Origin of the sequence: uncultured Paraglaciecola sp., assembly GCF_913058035.1 — a bacterium.
Lineage (GTDB): Bacteria > Pseudomonadota > Gammaproteobacteria > Enterobacterales > Alteromonadaceae > Paraglaciecola.
Genome location: NZ_CAJXPA010000105.1, coordinates 1 through 16,356, shown reverse-complemented (window position 1 = coordinate 16,356; position 16,356 = coordinate 1). Strand labels below are relative to the sequence as shown.

Annotated in this window: 15 protein-coding genes; 6 read left to right on the top strand and 9 right to left on the bottom strand. The window is 39.0% G+C overall.

What is annotated here, in order from left to right; translation table 11 throughout:
* Positions 1-531: 531 nt before the first annotated feature.
* The gene (locus tag QZ562_RS13825; protein ID WP_293761137.1) at positions 532-1,770 is read right to left on the bottom strand and encodes a cystathionine gamma-synthase family protein; all 1,239 of its coding nucleotides are present in this window, start codon (positions 1,768-1,770) and stop codon (positions 532-534) included.
* Positions 1,760-2,398 (bottom strand): 1-acyl-sn-glycerol-3-phosphate acyltransferase, encoded by a 639-nt coding sequence (locus QZ562_RS13820; RefSeq protein ID WP_293761134.1) that lies wholly within the window; start codon positions 2,396-2,398, stop codon positions 1,760-1,762. The genes QZ562_RS13825 and QZ562_RS13820 overlap by 11 nt, the downstream gene beginning before the upstream one ends.
* A gap of 165 nt (positions 2,399-2,563) precedes the next feature.
* Between QZ562_RS13820 and QZ562_RS13815 the strand changes: the two genes are divergently transcribed.
* The 4 genes from QZ562_RS13815 (at position 2,564) to QZ562_RS13800 (ending at position 6,839) form a co-directional block, all read left to right on the top strand.
* Positions 2,564-3,820 (top strand): serine protease, encoded by a 1,257-nt coding sequence (locus QZ562_RS13815; RefSeq protein ID WP_293761132.1) that lies wholly within the window; start codon positions 2,564-2,566, stop codon positions 3,818-3,820.
* Positions 3,811-4,767, top strand: coding sequence for an FHA domain-containing protein (locus QZ562_RS13810; RefSeq protein ID WP_293761130.1), 957 nt, complete (start codon positions 3,811-3,813; stop codon positions 4,765-4,767). Before QZ562_RS13815 ends, QZ562_RS13810 begins: the two co-directional genes overlap by 10 nt.
* A gap of 32 nt (positions 4,768-4,799) precedes the next feature.
* Positions 4,800-5,561 carry an NRDE family protein gene (locus tag QZ562_RS13805; protein ID WP_293761127.1) on the top strand — a complete coding sequence of 254 codons (762 nt, stop codon included), beginning with the start codon at positions 4,800-4,802 and terminating at the stop codon, positions 5,559-5,561.
* A gap of 84 nt (positions 5,562-5,645) precedes the next feature.
* Positions 5,646-6,839, top strand: coding sequence for an amino acid aminotransferase (locus tag QZ562_RS13800; protein WP_293761124.1), 1,194 nt, complete (start codon positions 5,646-5,648; stop codon positions 6,837-6,839).
* A 70-nt stretch (positions 6,840-6,909) separates the two neighbouring features.
* Here the strand turns inward: QZ562_RS13800 and ihfA are convergent, their stop codons facing one another.
* The 7 genes from ihfA to thrS all read right to left on the bottom strand — a co-directional run bounded on the left by ihfA (position 6,910) and on the right by thrS (position 14,308).
* Entirely contained in the window at positions 6,910-7,206 is a 297-nt protein-coding gene (ihfA, locus tag QZ562_RS13795; RefSeq protein WP_293761121.1) for an integration host factor subunit alpha, read from the bottom strand.
* Between the two features lie 4 nt (positions 7,207-7,210).
* Entirely contained in the window at positions 7,211-9,595 is a 2,385-nt protein-coding gene (gene pheT, locus QZ562_RS13790) for a phenylalanine--tRNA ligase subunit beta (protein ID WP_293761118.1), read from the bottom strand.
* A gap of 14 nt (positions 9,596-9,609) precedes the next feature.
* On the bottom strand, positions 9,610-10,590 hold the full coding sequence (gene pheS / locus QZ562_RS13785) for a phenylalanine--tRNA ligase subunit alpha (protein ID WP_293761115.1): 981 nt from the start codon (positions 10,588-10,590) through the stop codon (positions 9,610-9,612).
* 551 nt (positions 10,591-11,141) lie between these two features.
* Complete coding sequence (gene rplT / locus QZ562_RS13780; RefSeq protein ID WP_158969570.1) at positions 11,142-11,498, bottom strand: 50S ribosomal protein L20; 357 nt, start codon at positions 11,496-11,498, stop codon at positions 11,142-11,144.
* A 16-nt stretch (positions 11,499-11,514) separates the two neighbouring features.
* The gene (gene rpmI, locus QZ562_RS13775) at positions 11,515-11,712 is read right to left on the bottom strand and encodes a 50S ribosomal protein L35 (protein WP_293761109.1); all 198 of its coding nucleotides are present in this window, start codon (positions 11,710-11,712) and stop codon (positions 11,515-11,517) included.
* Between the two features lie 116 nt (positions 11,713-11,828).
* Complete coding sequence (gene infC, locus QZ562_RS13770) at positions 11,829-12,356, bottom strand: translation initiation factor IF-3 (protein ID WP_007636430.1); 528 nt, start codon at positions 12,354-12,356, stop codon at positions 11,829-11,831.
* 38 nt (positions 12,357-12,394) lie between these two features.
* On the bottom strand, positions 12,395-14,308 hold the full coding sequence (gene thrS, locus QZ562_RS13765) for a threonine--tRNA ligase (protein ID WP_293761104.1): 1,914 nt from the start codon (positions 14,306-14,308) through the stop codon (positions 12,395-12,397).
* 177 nt (positions 14,309-14,485) lie between these two features.
* Between thrS and QZ562_RS13760 the strand changes: the two genes are divergently transcribed.
* On the top strand, positions 14,486-15,127 hold the full coding sequence (locus QZ562_RS13760) for an START domain-containing protein (protein WP_293761139.1): 642 nt from the start codon (positions 14,486-14,488) through the stop codon (positions 15,125-15,127).
* 92 nt (positions 15,128-15,219) lie between these two features.
* Positions 15,220-16,080: a fructosamine kinase family protein gene (locus QZ562_RS13755; protein WP_293761102.1), complete on the top strand. Its 861-nt coding sequence runs from the start codon at positions 15,220-15,222 to the stop codon at positions 16,078-16,080.
* The last annotated feature ends 276 nt before the right edge of the window (positions 16,081-16,356 follow it).

Genomic DNA, 16,356 nt, shown 5'->3' with positions numbered 1-16,356 from the left:
ACTTTGGATAGGAGTTATAGAATGGATTATGAATAACGAAATATGTCCGTAGGTCTGGATAAAATCCCATCACGCCAGTCAATATAGTTCAATACCTGCCAAATTATGTTCTGCAACTTTGGCAGTTCAGAAAAACCGCACAACCAACACCGTTTTTAGTGAAGGTATTCTTACATATCAATTTGAGGGTTTTAGTTTATTGGTAAAAAAACCACTGAATTATTAATATACCTGTCGATTAGTAGCAAAATTTCTCGAATGTGGCATGGGACTGGCACAACCTCCATTTATCCTAACATTAGTAATCTCAGGGCAACGGCTTTCAGAGCAACTATCAAAAATTTAACAAGCCTAGACATGTCAGATGACATATACCTCAAATTTACTCTGAACGAAAAATCAGCTCATAGCTGATACTAGTATAAAAATTGTGGTGAATGCTAAAGCAATTAAAAATGCCTACAAAATTTTCTACAAACTATGCCGCGTTTTTTATTTTTCACTTCAAATTCAAAGCTTATGAGCCGTCTTCTAAAACGAAGCCAATGCATATTCAAAGTCTGCGATTATATCGTCTATATCTTCAATACCAATCGATAATCTGATCATATTGTCGTTCACACCCATTTCTTGTCTTTCTTTGACACTACTTTCGAAATAGATAGTAGAAGCAACCGGCAAAGCTAAGGTACGTGTATCACCTAGATGGGTGGCACAGATGACTAAATTAAGTGCATTTAAAAATTTTATCGGATCAATATGATTGGCTAGATCTAAGCTCAGTATCCCTCCATAACCGTTAAACAGTTCTTTGGCTAAAAAATGCTGAGGGTGGTGGGACAAACCAGGATAATAAACTGCTGAAACGTTGACATGATTATGAAGAAAAGAAGCTAAACGCATAGCGTTTTCACATATTTTGTTGGTTCGCAGTACCAGGGTTTCTAAACCAATTGAAATAGCATGAGCCGAATCTGGTGATAACGTGCCGCCCATATCTCTGAGTCCTCTTTTCCGGACTTGAATAAGGCCCCATTGTGATACATCTGCTCCACGGTATATAGGTAATATGTTTTCGAAGTTACCCCAATCAAACAATCCAGTGTCAACTACTGCACCACCTAAAACATTGCCATGCCCAGCTATATATTTTGTTAGAGAACTTACAGTTAATGACGCTAAAACTGAATTAGCATCAAAAACATTGGCTGGAGTCATTGTATTGTCGACTATAAATAAGCATTTTTTAGACTTACATAATTGCCCAATAGCTCGCAAATCAGCCACTTGAGTAACAGGGTTGGCGATAGTTTCTAAATAAACGGCTTTTGTATTCTTTTTAAACGCAGCTTCCACGTTTTGCACATCAGTCACATCAACAAAACTTAGCTCAATACCTAATGTTTGCATGGTTTCAGCAAAACTGCGGGTATTACCAAACAGAAAATGACTAACAATCAGATGATCGCCTGCTTTGAATAAGCTAAACATAGTTGCAGTAATCGCTGCCATACCGGTTGCAAAGGTGACAGCCCCTATCCCACCTTCCAAATGAGTGAGTATATTTTGTAGCGCAACATTAGAGCCTGAAGACGAGCGTGAATATACATGCCCTGCTTTTTTACCCTGAAACACATCCACCAAACCTTGTGCATCTTTATATTCGAACAACACTGAATTATTAGTAGCCTGATGTACAGCGCCACTTTCAGGTGCATTCAACAACCTATCTGCGTGTACCAGTCGGGTAGTAAAACCTTTATCTTTCAATCTCTCTCTCCACAGGGGGGATAATTTTAGTAATCATTTTTTCAGGATATTTACCCTGTACTTGTTTAAAGTGCAGGTAAATCCTATTCAACTCGTACTGTATATTGTCACCTATATTATGTATTGGGCCAAATTCGATAAGTTTTTTCTTATAATCAAAAGCTACCAAAAATACGGGTACGTTAGATTTGTGAGCAATATGTAGGAAACCAGTTTTCCAAGGTGATACTGGACTGCGAGTACCTTCTGGCGCAAGGCACAAAACCATACTTTTAGCATCTCGCATCTTATCTGCCATGCCATCAACCACACCATGTTTTGTATTGCGTTCAATGGGGATCCCACCACAACGTCGTAAAAGACGGCTAAAAGGGGGAATAAAAAGACTATGCTTACCAAAAAAAGAGATTTTTAATCGCAAGTTAAATGCAACAGCAAGTCCCAATACAAAATCCCAGTTAGAGGTATGCGGCGCAACCCCTATGATCATCTTTGAACAGCAAGGAAAAGTTCCGCTGTATGACCATCCCATCGATTTTAATACCGCTGTACCCAGCCATTGACTAAATTTATTACCTATTCTGGGAACTTGTTTGCAAAGAATAGGAGTATTTATACTATCAAGCATTTCATTATTGGCTTGTGCAATTTAAACTACGAGAATAATCGCTTATGAAGGCTATTTTGTCGAGAGTAAACAGAATGTTAACTACTTGAATGTTCACGCCAACCTTGCCAAAGTGGCCCCGCAAAGTTGGTTCTACTAATGCTAATTGTCACTGGAACACGAAATTTGAGAATTTTACTACTTGTATTGTCTATATTCTGCTCGATTGCACATAGCCAACAAACTGCTCAAAACTTATTTGGGCAATATCGCACCGCACTTTATCAAATCAAAATAATAGAGTTAGAGTCTGGAAATAAATCATCCATTGGATCCGGTTTTCAAATTGACACCTCAGGTAATGTAGTCACTAATTATCATGTGGTATCTGAATATGTGTATAACCCTGATAAATTTAGGATTGAATATTTAGCTCATGACGGTTCTGAAGGACAACTACAACTGGTCGATGTTGACGTCGTTAATGACTTAGCTTTAGTCAGAAAAGTGAAACTATCTGAACAAGAAAGTGCTTTTCCTATTGCACAGTCTCTGCCGTTACAAGGCAGTGCTATCTATTCTCTAGGTAATCCCCACGACTTAGGCATGATAGTGGTACCAGGAACATTTAACGGATTGAAGAAAAACAGTTTTTATCAACGTATTCATTTTACTGGCTCAATTAATCCTGGAATGAGTGGTGGTCCAGTAGTGAATAAGCTTGGTGAAGTGATGGGTGTCAACGTGGCAACGGCGGGTAATCAAATTGGTTTTCTTATTCCTTTGGCCAAAATACAGCAACTGTTACAAAGTCAAAATTTGCCCATATTAAATAATGACCAATTAAAACCTCGTATAGAAGAACAGCTGTTAGCTAATCAAAATAAACTCTTTTCTTTGTTAAATAATCAGCCTTGGGAGACCAGTGAATTAGGAGAAGCGATAATCCCCTCAAAAATAACTGACTTTATCTCATGCTGGGGTGGCTCGAATACCAGTGATAAAGAGGCATTGTATTTGTCTGTAGAAAACCGCTGTCAGTTGGATGAACAGATATATTTACATAATGGTTTACGTACTGGTGGACTTGAAGTTGAGTTTGAATGGTTAGACGGTAAATCATTGGGAGAACATCGTTTTTATAACTTTTACTCGCAAAGCATTACGGGCGCAGGCCCAGGTAATATTGCATCAAAAACAGATGTAACAAATTTTATTTGTCAGCAAGATAAGGTCACTAATATCAACGGTGTTACTAATAAAACATTATTGTGCCTAAGAGCATACAAAGAGTTCGACCAACTCTATGATGTACTATTTGTTGCAGCGACACTCGACCACGCCCATCAAGGTCTGATTAGTCACTATACATTATCAGGAGTAAGCAAAGAGTCTGCTTTGGTATTTACTCATAAATTTATGGACTCAATAGAATGGCAATAGTTTTAGAGCTGCTTTCTCGAAAAAACATCCCACTTAAACATTACAAGTTTGAACAAGATTATGTGTGTGTAGGCCGTGATTTTAATAATGACTTACGTTTAGACGACCCATATGTCTGTCCCAGTCATATGTTGGTAGCCATCGACCCAGAATCAGGCAAATTAATGGTTAATGATTGTCAGTCAACTAATGGCATCAAAGTAAACAACAAGTTTGTTAGACAGGCCACGCTTAATTCTCAGGATGTAATAAAGATCGGTCGCACCCGCTTAAGAATAATTGATACTAAAGTGCCTTTAGCTGAGGCTATGCCTTTAAGCGAATTGGAAGAAGACCTTAGCTGGTTAAATCAAAGTTTTTTAGCTATTTGTTTATCCTTCGTACTCTTAGGGTTTCTGTTACTGTCAAAATACTTAGGTAGCGTGCAAGAATTCAATTTAATTAAAGCACTTCCCTCTGAACTAGGACAATTAGCGGTTTTTTGTTTGTGGCCTTTAAGCTTTGCCATCCTCGCAAAAGTTGTTAAAAAAGAGAGCCACATCATTAGCCAATTTAGTCTAATGTGGATAGTAGTATTGATCGTTAACGGGCTAATTTTATTGCAGAAAGTAGCCATATTTAATATTCATCCTGGGGCATGGTTTGCATGGTTTGAGTTGCTTGTATTTGCCTCAGTTGTAGTTATCTTTATCTGGTTAAGCTTATTTATTGCACTACATCAAGCTAACAAAAGGCGTAATGTCATTGCAATTTCAATGACATTAATAATATTAGCGCCTATTTATGCACTAGGCTTTTTAAGCTCAGAGCAATTTAGTCCGAGGCCAAGCTACAACCCGACATTGCTTCCACCCACCTACAACATAACATCTGCAGCACCAACGGATAAATTTATAAATCAGGCTGGTAGCTTATTTACGCAGGTTGATAAACTAAAAATTAAATAAACGCTTATATTAAGCACGAAGTAGAGAGTGTTATGTGTATCTTGTTTGTAGCTGTCAACCAGCATAAAGATTATCCGTTAATTATTGCGGCCAACCGTGACGAGTTTTTTAATCGAGACACAGCATCGTCACACATATGGGATTCTGAGAATGGAATTATTGCTGGCAAAGATTTACAAGCAGGCGGTGCTTGGATGGGGATCAATAAAAAAGGTAATATTGCATCTTTGACTAATATCCGAGACCCAAAAAAGTTATATGAAAAGGCGGTTACTCGGGGTGAATTAGTCAGCCACTACCTGCAAAAACCTAGTCATAATTACCATCATACGTTAAGCGCCAGTAAGGATAATTACAATGGCTACAATCTTTTATTTGGTAAGTGGAATGAACTTAAGGTTTACAATAATCATTTAGATCAGATACAAGCATTAAGCGACGGCTATTATGGATTATCCAATGCTAGCTTGAACAGTCCGTGGCCTAAAATTAATAAAGGAGTTGGTAAATTAGAAGAATATTGTCAAGATGGCCATGATATTAATCCAGATATGTTGTTTAAACTACTCTTAGATAAAAGCTTAGCCGCTGATGTAGACCTGCCTCAGACAGGAATACCTATAGACTGGGAGCGCAAACTATCTTCAATCTTTATAGTTGGCGAAGAGTACGGTACTCGCTCTTCCACGGTATTAAAAATTGATAAACAACAAAACGTACAATGGTTTGAACGCACTTATAACAATAAAGCTAGATGTACTTCCAGTCAAAGCTATCATTTCAATATAAATTAGTCTTAATTTAGCTCGAATTTTGTTGTACCAATGGCATAATGCAATTTCATTATTTACTTTGCTAATTTACCATTAAGGAACATCATGTTTGAAGTATTGCCCCAGCTCCCTGCTGATCCAATTTTAGGTTTGTCTACTGCTTTTAAAGCTGACACTAATCCTAGTAAAATTGATTTAGGCGTAGGCGTTTATAAAGACGAGCAAGGTCACACACCTATTCTCGATTCTGTGGCCAAAGCACAAACCATCCTTTTAAGTAAAGAAGACTCTAAAACCTATATTACACCTCAAGGCGTTCAGGGTTTCATAGATGGCATGTTGCAACTCATGTTAGGCAAAGCCAACCCTGCTTTGTTAGCTAATAGAATAGCCGCGGTACAAGCGCCTGGTGGATGTGGAGCGTTGAGAATTTTGTCAGAATTAATTAAACGTTGTGATGAAAACACCACTGTCTGGGTCAGTGACCCAACTTGGGCCAACCATATACCGTTAATTGGCAATGCTGGACTAACAATTGAAACCTATCCTTATTTTGATAAAACCAACGCTAGTATAAATTTTGATGCTATGGTCGAATCTCTCGGTCAAGTCAAAAAAGGTGATGTTGTATTATTACACGGCTGCTGCCATAACCCCACAGGGGCTGATTTAACCAAAGAACAATGGCATGTGGTACTCGAATTAGCCCAAAAGACTGGATTTATACCTTTTGTTGATACTGCTTATCAAGGATTTGGCGATGGCTTAGAAGAAGATGCCTACGGCATGCGTCTGTTAGTTAACAACTTGCCTGAAGTAATCATTGCTGCATCTTGCTCTAAGAACTTTGGTCTATACCGAGAACGAGTCGGCATTGCCGTAATGGTGACGGAAAATAGTGCGACACGCCAAGCCATTCAAAGTCAAATTCAGTTTATTGCCCGCGGGATTTATTCTATGCCCCCTTCATATGGTGGTGCACTGGTCGATATTATTTTGAATGATGAAACATTACGTCATCAATGGATGTCAGAAGTTGAAGCTATGCGATGCCGAATGCAGGACCTCCGAACTCTTTTGGTATCAAAAATGAGCGAATACGGTTCAAACAAAGATTTTGAATTTGTTAAAGCACAAAAGGGAATGTTTTCATTTTTGTGTATTACACCTGGACAGGTTCAAGCTATGCGTGACCAACACAGTATCTATTTTGTCGGATCTAGTCGTGTAAATATTGCAGGTATAAGCAAGTCTAACGTTGATACATTGGCTAAGGCATTAGTATCTGTTATTAAATAAGACTGAGATTAACACATAAAAAAATCCCGCTATTTATCGGGATTTTTTTATGTAGCTAGACCGATAAAACCTACTCTATTGGTTTAGAGCTCTCGACCCTACTTTTAAGCTTTTGACCGGGTCTAAATGTGACCACTCGCCTCGCTTTAATTGGAATGTCTTCCCCAGTCTTAGGATTTCTTCCGGGACGTTCATTTTTTTGTCTTAAATCAAAATTTCCAAAGCCAGATAATTTGACTTGTTCGCCTGATTCTAATGCTTCACGCACTTCTTCAAAAAAAGTTTCAACTAAATCTTTAGCATCACGCTTGTTGATACCAAGTTTTTCGAATAAATGTTCAGCCATTTCGGCTTTGGTTAACGCCATACCGTCAATCCCTCAAAGATGCTTCGAAATTTTGCGACAACATAGATAAAATATCATCAACTGTTGCCTGAATATCGTTTTCTTCTAGTGTTTTAGATTTATCTTGCAAAATAAGAGAAATAGCTAGGCTTTTCTTTCCTTGTGCAATTCCCTTCCCTCGATACACATCGAATAAGTTTAGGCCAACCAATTGATTTGCGCCAGATTTCTCAATACAGCTCATGATGTCCCCTACTACTTTATCATCATCTACTACGATTGCAATGTCACGTCGATTTGCAGGGAATTTTGAAATTTCCTGTGCCTGAGGTAACTTTTTCAACCCTAACGTGCTAATTTCCAACTCAAAGACATAGCTTCTACCATTTAACCCTAACACCTTTTCAAACTGAGGATGCACGGCTCCAATATATCCTAGCAGGGTATCGTCAACTAAAATCGCAGCGCTCTGGCCAGGATGTAACGCACTATGATTTGAACTTTCGAAACGATACCCAGCGACACCGGCGCAATTAAGCAGGTTTTCAACGTCTGCTTTAACATCAAAAAAATCAATTGCTCGAGTGACATTATCCCAGTTTTCGTTAACAACTAAACCACATGTAACACCACTAATAACAAGTTGTTGTTTGACGCCAGTTTTTTCACTGTCATCGGGTATAAAGCGCAAACCAGATTCAAATAATCTGACTCGGCTTTGTTGACGTTTTTGGTTATATGAAACTGACTGTAACAAACCCGGCCACAAACTGACCCGCATTGTGGACATTTCAGAAGAGATGGGATGAGGTAGCTGTAAACCTTCCATTTGAGGAAACAATAAAGATTGGATCTTTGGGTCAACAAATGAATATGTGATGGCCTCTTGGTAGTCACTTTCGACCAAGGTATTTTTTAATTGATTTAGCTGTATTTTTTGCTCTTGATGTTGTGACATTTTCAAGCTTGCAACAGGTGCAATATCAGGTATTTGGTTATATCCGTATACTCTAGCCACTTCTTCAATTAAATCTTCTTCGATACTAATATCAAAACGATACGGTGGAACATTGATGTCCCACACTTGGCTTTCAAAAGAAACATTAAAACCTAAACGTTCAAAAATATCTGTCACCGTATCAGCTGCAATTTCAATACCTAATACTTTAGACAATCGACTGTGCCTTAACGAAACTAAGCGGTTTTTTGGAACAAAATTTAAATCCACCGCCTCTATTACAGGTCCCGCCTCACCACCTACTATATCAAGCAATAATTGTGTTGCACGCTGCATAGCAACCTGTTGTAACTGTGGGTCAACACCTCGCTCATAACGGTGTGAAGCATCAGTATGCAAACCATATTGACGGGCTTTTCCCATAATGACGTCTGGTGAGAAAAACGCACTTTCAAGAAATATGTCGCTACTCTGATTAGTCATACCAGAGTCAAGTCCACCGAATATACCAGCTATAGCCAATGCTTTCTGGGTATCAGCTATCACCAAGGTATTATCCTTTAGTGTCACTTCGTTACCATCCAACAAAGTAAGTTTTTCATTTTGTTTTGCAAAACGGACAACGATGTCGCCTTCAAGTTTGTCGTTGTCAAACGCATGCATAGGATGCCCAAGTTCTAGCAACACAAAATTAGTAATATCCACTACAGGATCAATGCTTCTAACACCCGAACGTCTTAATTTTTCCACCATCCATAAAGGCGTCACTGCATCAGCGTTGATATTCTTGATGACTCGACCTAAATAACGAGGACAAGCTTCAGGTGCAAACAATTGAATATTACGATGTTCACTAATACTTTCTGTTACCACAGCAACTTGAGGGTCGTTAACCATCGTTTGATTCAGCACACCTACTTCGCGAGCCAAACCTTTGATACCTAAACAATCAGCACGGTTAGGCGTTAAATCCACTTCGATAGTGACATCATCAAGTTGTAAATATTCTCTAATATCTTGACCAATCGGAGCATCATCAGGTAATTCTAGGATACCATCGTGATCATCAGAAATACCTAATTCTGAAAAGCTACACAACATACCAAAAGAAGGTTGACCACGTAACTTAGCCTTTTTAATTTTGAAGTTACCGGGCAACACCGCACCCACTTTTGCTACTGCGACTTTTATTCCTTGTCGACAGTTAGGTGCACCACATACGATATCTATCAGTTCATCGTCGCCTACATCAACCTTTGTAACTTGTAATTTATCTGCGTCAGGATGCTGGCCACACTCCACCACTTCACCCACAAACACACCAGAAAATTCGCCGGCTACAGATTCAATGCTATCAACTTCTAAACCAGCCATGCTTAGTTGTTCAGATAACTCATCTGTTGATACGGATGGATTGACCCATTCTCTTAACCACTTTTCACTAAATTTCATATTCTAGACCCGACTTAATTAAATTGCTTAAGGAAACGAAGATCGTTTTCAAAGAAAGCACGCAAGTCATTCACTTCGTAACGCAACATAGTTAAACGCTCTACGCCCATGCCAAAAGCAAAACCTGTGTAGACTTCTGGATCAATGTTAACTGCTCTCAATACATTAGGGTGCACCATTCCACAGCCTAAAACCTCTAACCATTTACCATTTTTACCCATAACATCTACCTCTGCGGAGGGTTCTGTGAAAGGAAAATAAGAAGGCCTGAAACGTACTTGTAAATCTTGTTCAAAAAAGTTGTTTAAAAAGTCGTGCAAAATACCTTTTAGTTCAGCAAAGCTGACATTTTTGTCGACCATCAGTCCTTCAACTTGATGAAACATTGGAGTATGGGTCTGATCATAGTCGTTCCGATACACGCGACCAGGCGATATAATTCTAAGCGGTGGCTCTTCCACTTCCATAGTTCTTATTTGCACACCGGATGTTTGAGTGCGTAACATGACATCAGGATTAAAATAAAAAGTATCGTGATCAGCACGAGCTGGATGGTTCGCCGGAATATTTAATGCGTCAAAGTTATGAAAGCCATCTTCAACCTCTGGTCCCGTCTTAACACTAAAACCCAATTCATTAAAAAAGCTTTCGATACGGTTAATAGTTCGAGTAACAGGATGAAGTCCACCTCGACTTTGACCACGTCCTGGCAACGTGACATCAATAGTCTCACCGGCCAACTTTTGATTAAGCTCTTGGGTCTGTAATAACACCCCTTTAGCGTGGATCAATTGTTGAATTTTTTGTTTGGCCAAATTGATTTTTTGACCAGCAGCAGGGCGTTCTTCATTGGAAAGTTTACCCAAGCCTTTCAGTAACTCAGTCATCCGCCCTTTTTTACCCATAAAATCAACGCGCACGGAATCAAGAATATTGACATCCATAGCCGCATTAATTTGTTCTTCTGCTTCATTGATTATGGCATCAAGATCCATAGTGTCCCCGAATTTGGATTAAAAATATGGCCTTTATTCAAAGACTTGTTACAAGTCTAAGGCGATCTCAAAATAGCCAGCAATACTACACGAAAGCAACACTTTGAGGATAGATCCAATTGTCACAAAGTCTGCATATTTAACGATTATCTCGACCAACAACTTAAAAAGTGCCTAATATCTATGAATTTTAGATATTTATAGATGGGACTTAAGCCACTCATGATTTTGCACCAGACTAGATTCAATAATTTGTTGGTTCTTTTCAGTTACGTATTCACAAATCATTTTGATATAAACAGATCAATTGAAAACAATATTGATTCGACTATTACGCTGACTTGATTGATGAAAGTAGGACAGAAATATGTTGGTACGGTTAATTATAATGTTGCAGATAAAATAAAAACGACGACTGAACTTGCTAAACAATTGTTAGAAAGTTATCGGGAAAAGAGAGACTTGGAACTATATAGTTTTCTTTCTTATAAAAAAATGGCGAGCATCATGCTCGCCATCTCCCGAAAGAACTTAAACTTATTGTTAAAAAATTAAGCTAATGCACCTTTAGCAGCATTAACTAATGCAACAAATGCATTCTTATCATGTACCGCTATGTCAGCTAAAATCTTACGATCTATTTCGACAGAGGCTTTTTTCAAACCATTGATGAAACGACTGTAAGACATGCCATTTTGACGTGAAGCAGCGTTAATACGCGCAATCCATAACTGACGGAATGTGCGTTTTTTGTTGCGACGGTCACGGTATGCATATTGACCAGCTTTCGTTACTGCTTGAACAGCAACGCGATAAACTCGACTACGAGCTCCATAATAACCTTTGGCTTGTTTTAGTACCTTTTTGTGACGGGCACGTGCAACAACACCACGTTTTACTCTTGCCATATTCTAGTCTCCTGTTTTAAACGTAAGGTAACATGCGTTGAATTAACGCAGTGTCGGCCGCATGGACCAGTTTTTTGCCACGTAAGTGACGTTTACGCTTAGAACTCTTCTTGGTCAAAATATGACGCAAGTGAGACTGTTTACTTTTGAAACGACCTGAAGCGGTTTTTACAAAACGCTTGGCGGCTCCACGGTGTGTTTTCATTTTAGGCATTGCTAAAACTCCGCATTGTTAATAACTTATTGTGTTGCAGACACTCAAAGTTTAAGTTACATATTTAGCAGCAAGGTGAGAACGGGGGCAGAATCCGAACTACTTGTAGACCTTAACTACTTCTTAATTGGGGCAAGTACCATGATCATCTGACGACCCTCTACCCGATGTGGGAAAGATTCGCAGTTGGCAATGTCTTCTAAATCAGCGCGAACGCGTTTTAGTTGCTCAATGCCAATTTCTTGGTGTGCCATTTCACGTCCACGAAAACGTATCGTTACTTTGGCCTTGTCTCCCGCTTCTAGAAAGCGACGCAGGTTGCGCAGTTTTACCTGGTAATCGCCTTCATCAGTGCCAGGGCGAAATTTAATCTCCTTGACCTGAATTTGCTTCTGTTTTTTCTTTTGTTCTTTAAGTGTTTTGCTTTTTTCAAACAAAAACTTACCGTAATCCATCACTTTACATACGGGCGGTTCAGCATTAGGGCTAATTTCGACCAAATCTAAGCTGGCTTGTATAGCGATATCCATAGCCTCGCCAATAGACACTACGCCTAAAGGTTCACCTTCTTTACCGACTAAACGTACTTCATTTAACGTAATTTCTTCATTGATCCGAGCTTTGTTCGAATCTTTAGCCTTCATGTTAGCGCTTTTAATATGTGGTTCCTCCAAAAAATTAATCAGATATGTTTGTTGTCAACTTCCGACATGGCTTTGTCAATAAATGCGTCTATCGACATCTTTCCGAGGTCATCACCTTTGCGTGAACGCACAGCAATTTCACCACTTTCCATCTCTTTATCGCCAACAACAAGCAAATATGGGACACGCTTCAGCGTGTGCTCGCGGATCTTAAAGCCTATCTTCTCATTTCTCAAGTCTGACTTGACTCTAATTCCACTTTCTTTTAGCTTTTTCACTACTTTATTTGAATAATCGGCTTGTTTATCGGTAATATTCAATACAACTGCCTGAGTCGGTGCTAACCATAGTGGAAACAGACCAGAATACTCTTCAATCAAAATGCCAATAAAACGCTCTAATGACCCCAAAATTGCTCTGTGGATCATAACCGGTACTTTTCGTTCCCCATCTTCGGCTACGTAAGTTGAACCCAAGCGTCCGGGCATAGAAAAATCGAGTTGCACGGTGCCACATTGCCAAGGTCTATCTAAACAATCATGTAAGGTGAATTCAATCTTCGGACCATAAAAAGCTCCCTCACCAGGTAAGTATTGAAAATCAATGCCCTTTGATGTTAGCGCTTCGGCTAGCTCTTTTTCAGCTTTGTCCCACATTTCATCACTGCCAACACGTTTTTCTGGACGCGTAGAGAGTTTCACCGAAATATTATCAAAACCAAAAATCTTATAGATTTCGTAGACGGAATCAATACAACCGCCGACTTCAGCTAATATTTGTTCTTCAGTACAAAATATATGTGCATCATCTTGAGTAAAACCGCGAACACGCATCAAGCCATGTAACGCACCCGATGGCTCATTTCTGTGACAACAACCAAACTCAGCCATACGCAGAGGTAGGTCACGATAAGACTTCAACCCTTGATTGAAAATCTGTACATGTCCCGGGCAGTTCATAGGTTTAATCGCATATTCACGTTTTTCAGATTCAGTTGTGAACATGTTTTCTGCATATTTATCCCAGTGACCAGACTTTTCCCAAAGGCTTCTGTCCATCATCATTGGTGCTTTAACTTCTTGGTAGTCATATTCGCGTAATTTGCCACGAATGAATTTTTCAAGTTCGGTGTAGATGCTCCAACCATCATTGTGCCAAAACACCATTCCTGGTGCTTCTTCTTGCCAATGAAATAAATCTAGTGCTTTACCAATTTTACGGTGGTCGCGTTTCTCTGCTTCTTCTAATCTGTTTAAGTAAGCTTTTAACTGCTTCTTATCAGCCCAAGCCGTTCCATAAACACGTTGCAACATTTTATTATCGCTATCGCCGCGCCAATACGCACCTGCGACCTTCATTAATTTAAAGTGCTGACAAAAACGCATGTTAGGCACGTGAGGACCACGGCACATATCGATATATTCTTCGTGATGATACAAACCAGGCTTGTCATCTTTATCTATGTTTTCATCAAGGATTTGAATTTTATAAAACTCACCTCTGGCTTCAAAGGCGTCTCGGGCTTCTTGCCATGTGACCACTTTTTTTGTAACGTCGTAATTAGTTTTTGCTAATTCCATCATGCGCTTTTCGATTTTGACTAGGTCCTCATCATTCAACGAGTGTTCCATATCAATATCGTAATAAAATCCATTATCAATAGTTGGACCAATAGCCATTTTCGCATCTGGATAAAGTTGCTTAACGGCATGACCAATTAAGTGGGCACATGAGTGACGGATGATTTCTAAACCATCGTCGTCTTTGGCGGTAATAATTTGCAGCTGTGCATCGCTCTCAATTAAGTCGTGTGCATCGACGCGAACGCCATTCACTTTGCCCGCTACAGTGGCTTTAGCTAAACCAGGACCAATATCACTGGCTACATCGAATACAGAGACTGCATTTTCAAATTGGCGTTGGCTGCCATCGGGAAGAGTAATTACGGGCATATCGAAATCCTTATGCAGTGGTGACACCTACCAAGCGCCACATGCGAATATTGAGAATCGGTTTTAATTCAGACCGATGTATAAAAATAAAAAACACCCAAAAAAGGGTGCTCAAAAAAAAGATGCTCTGCTACCATCAGAACAATCGTAACTATTATAACGAGATAAAGTTTAGTGATGCAATGCAAAGCCATAAAAACTGCTGTTTTTTTATTAGTCTTTACAGCCTTATTTAATAGTAATACTAGTTGGGCTGATGATTGGAAGCTTGAAAGACAAAAAAACAATGTGAGTATTTTTAGCAAGATATCTGATAACGGTTACAAAGAAATACGAGTTAAAGTCATTGTTGAAGCAGATCCTCGTGCATTAATTACATTATTAGATGATGTGGCGTTTTCTCCACAGTGGATACATAACTGTATTAAGGTAAAAGTTCTCGACGAAGTCTCGCCAACGGAACGCTTAATAAATAGTTTTTTTGCCGCGCCTTGGCCAGTGAAGGATCGAGATATGGTTTTTTATTCCAAAACTTCGTTTAAAAACAATACCGTTCAGATCGAAATATCTGATAGAGGAGAGGACACACCGCACCATTCAACATATGTCCGTATGCAAAATATGCATGGATTGTGGCAAGCTAATCCGTTAGGAGAAGGCAGAAGCGAAATTACTTACACCGGTGGTGGTAACCCAGGTGGCAACCTACCGACTATTATTGCCAATAAAGAACTCATTACTTCTATGTTTAAAACATTCGAAAATTTATCAAAAGTCATCTTATTGGACAAGTATCAGTCAATGGAAATTACTGAATGATATAAAGGACCTATTATTTATAGCTTAATCAACCATCCAAGTCCGATACTTACACCATAATTAGGCAATGACATATCTAATCTGGACTAAACATGTGGCATTTCATTAGTGAACAAATCAGTGAATGTATTCAAGAAGATTTTATTTGTAGCGATATTCGTGAGGTTAAGGCCGGTGATAGCCACAAAGCCTATAAAATATCAGATGGGAAACAACGCTTTTTTGTCAAAACCAATGAAAAAATTCATCTCCCTAATTTTGAGGCTGAAGCAGAAGGTTTAAAACACCTCAACAACACCCAGCTATTTAAAGTGCCAAAAATTATTTGTACAGGTTTAGTGTCTACTCATAGTTTTTTAGTCTTAGAACATATCGCTATGAATAAAGGTAACGAACAGGGCTGGTTTCAGTTCGGACAAACTTTAGCAGAACTGCACATGACTAATACTCAACAAATGCATGGATGGCAGGAAGATAATTTTATTGGACTCACGCCACAGTCTAATCTTTGGCGAAAAAAGTGGAGCTGTTTTTTTGCAGAACAACGTATTGGCTTTATACTGCAGTTGTTATCTGAAAAAGGTCATACCTTAGCCAATATTGATGTTGTAGTGGAATCTGTCAAACACTTGCTCTCGGGACACAATCCCACCGCGTCTATGTTGCACGGTGATCTTTGGCAAGGAAATACAGGATTTTATAAAAATCTGCCTATTTTATTTGACCCAGCTTTCCATTTTGGTGATCGTGAAACAGATTTAGCCATGACTGAATTATTTGGTCGATTCCCCGAAAGCTTTTATCAAGGTTATGCAGATGTTTGGCCTCTTGAAGTGGACTATGAATATCGCAAATCTGTTTATCAGCTCTATCACGTTTTAAACCATGCATTACTATTTGGTGGCCATTATATTGATAGTGCAAAAATAACGCTTAGGAACCTGGATACCTAAATAACAACAATACCCTGTTTAAAAAGGGTAAATATTAGAGTTTGTTGATCTTTTCAATTCAGCCCACCCTATTCTTTGATATTGTGCATAAACACCTTTTATATTTCTTTTCCTTATACCCATCTCCGAGCCCACGAGACCGTACTAGATCTCGTATGTCGTCTTCTGCTTGAAAAAAAAAAACTAATACACATCTCCGAGCCCACGAGCACACGACGTCTATCGAACTCCAGCACGTACTTGCGAAACCACACAATAGAGCAGTACACGCTACAA

Excerpts from the sequence above, each read along its gene's own strand:
- QZ562_RS13820 (WP_293761134.1), bottom strand. The coding sequence starts at position 2,398 with ATGCTTGATAGTATAAATACTCCTATTCTTTGCAAACAAGTTCCCAGA.
- QZ562_RS13810 (WP_293761130.1), top strand. The coding sequence starts at position 3,811 with ATGGCAATAGTTTTAGAGCTGCTTTCTCGAAAAAACATCCCACTTAAA.
- QZ562_RS13805 (WP_293761127.1), top strand. The coding sequence starts at position 4,800 with ATGTGTATCTTGTTTGTAGCTGTCAACCAGCATAAAGATTATCCGTTA.
- QZ562_RS13800 (WP_293761124.1), top strand. The coding sequence starts at position 5,646 with ATGTTTGAAGTATTGCCCCAGCTCCCTGCTGATCCAATTTTAGGTTTG.
- ihfA (WP_293761121.1), bottom strand. The coding sequence starts at position 7,206 with ATGGCGTTAACCAAAGCCGAAATGGCTGAACATTTATTCGAAAAACTT.
- pheT (WP_293761118.1), bottom strand. The coding sequence starts at position 9,595 with ATGAAATTTAGTGAAAAGTGGTTAAGAGAATGGGTCAATCCATCCGTA.
- pheS (WP_293761115.1), bottom strand. The coding sequence starts at position 10,590 with ATGGATCTTGATGCCATAATCAATGAAGCAGAAGAACAAATTAATGCG.
- rplT (WP_158969570.1), bottom strand. The coding sequence starts at position 11,498 with ATGGCAAGAGTAAAACGTGGTGTTGTTGCACGTGCCCGTCACAAAAAG.
- rpmI (WP_293761109.1), bottom strand. The coding sequence starts at position 11,712 with ATGCCTAAAATGAAAACACACCGTGGAGCCGCCAAGCGTTTTGTAAAA.
- infC (WP_007636430.1), bottom strand. The coding sequence starts at position 12,356 with ATGAAGGCTAAAGATTCGAACAAAGCTCGGATCAATGAAGAAATTACG.
- thrS (WP_293761104.1), bottom strand. The coding sequence starts at position 14,308 with ATGCCCGTAATTACTCTTCCCGATGGCAGCCAACGCCAATTTGAAAAT.
- QZ562_RS13760 (WP_293761139.1), top strand. The coding sequence starts at position 14,486 with ATGCAATGCAAAGCCATAAAAACTGCTGTTTTTTTATTAGTCTTTACA.
- QZ562_RS13755 (WP_293761102.1), top strand. The coding sequence starts at position 15,220 with ATGTGGCATTTCATTAGTGAACAAATCAGTGAATGTATTCAAGAAGAT.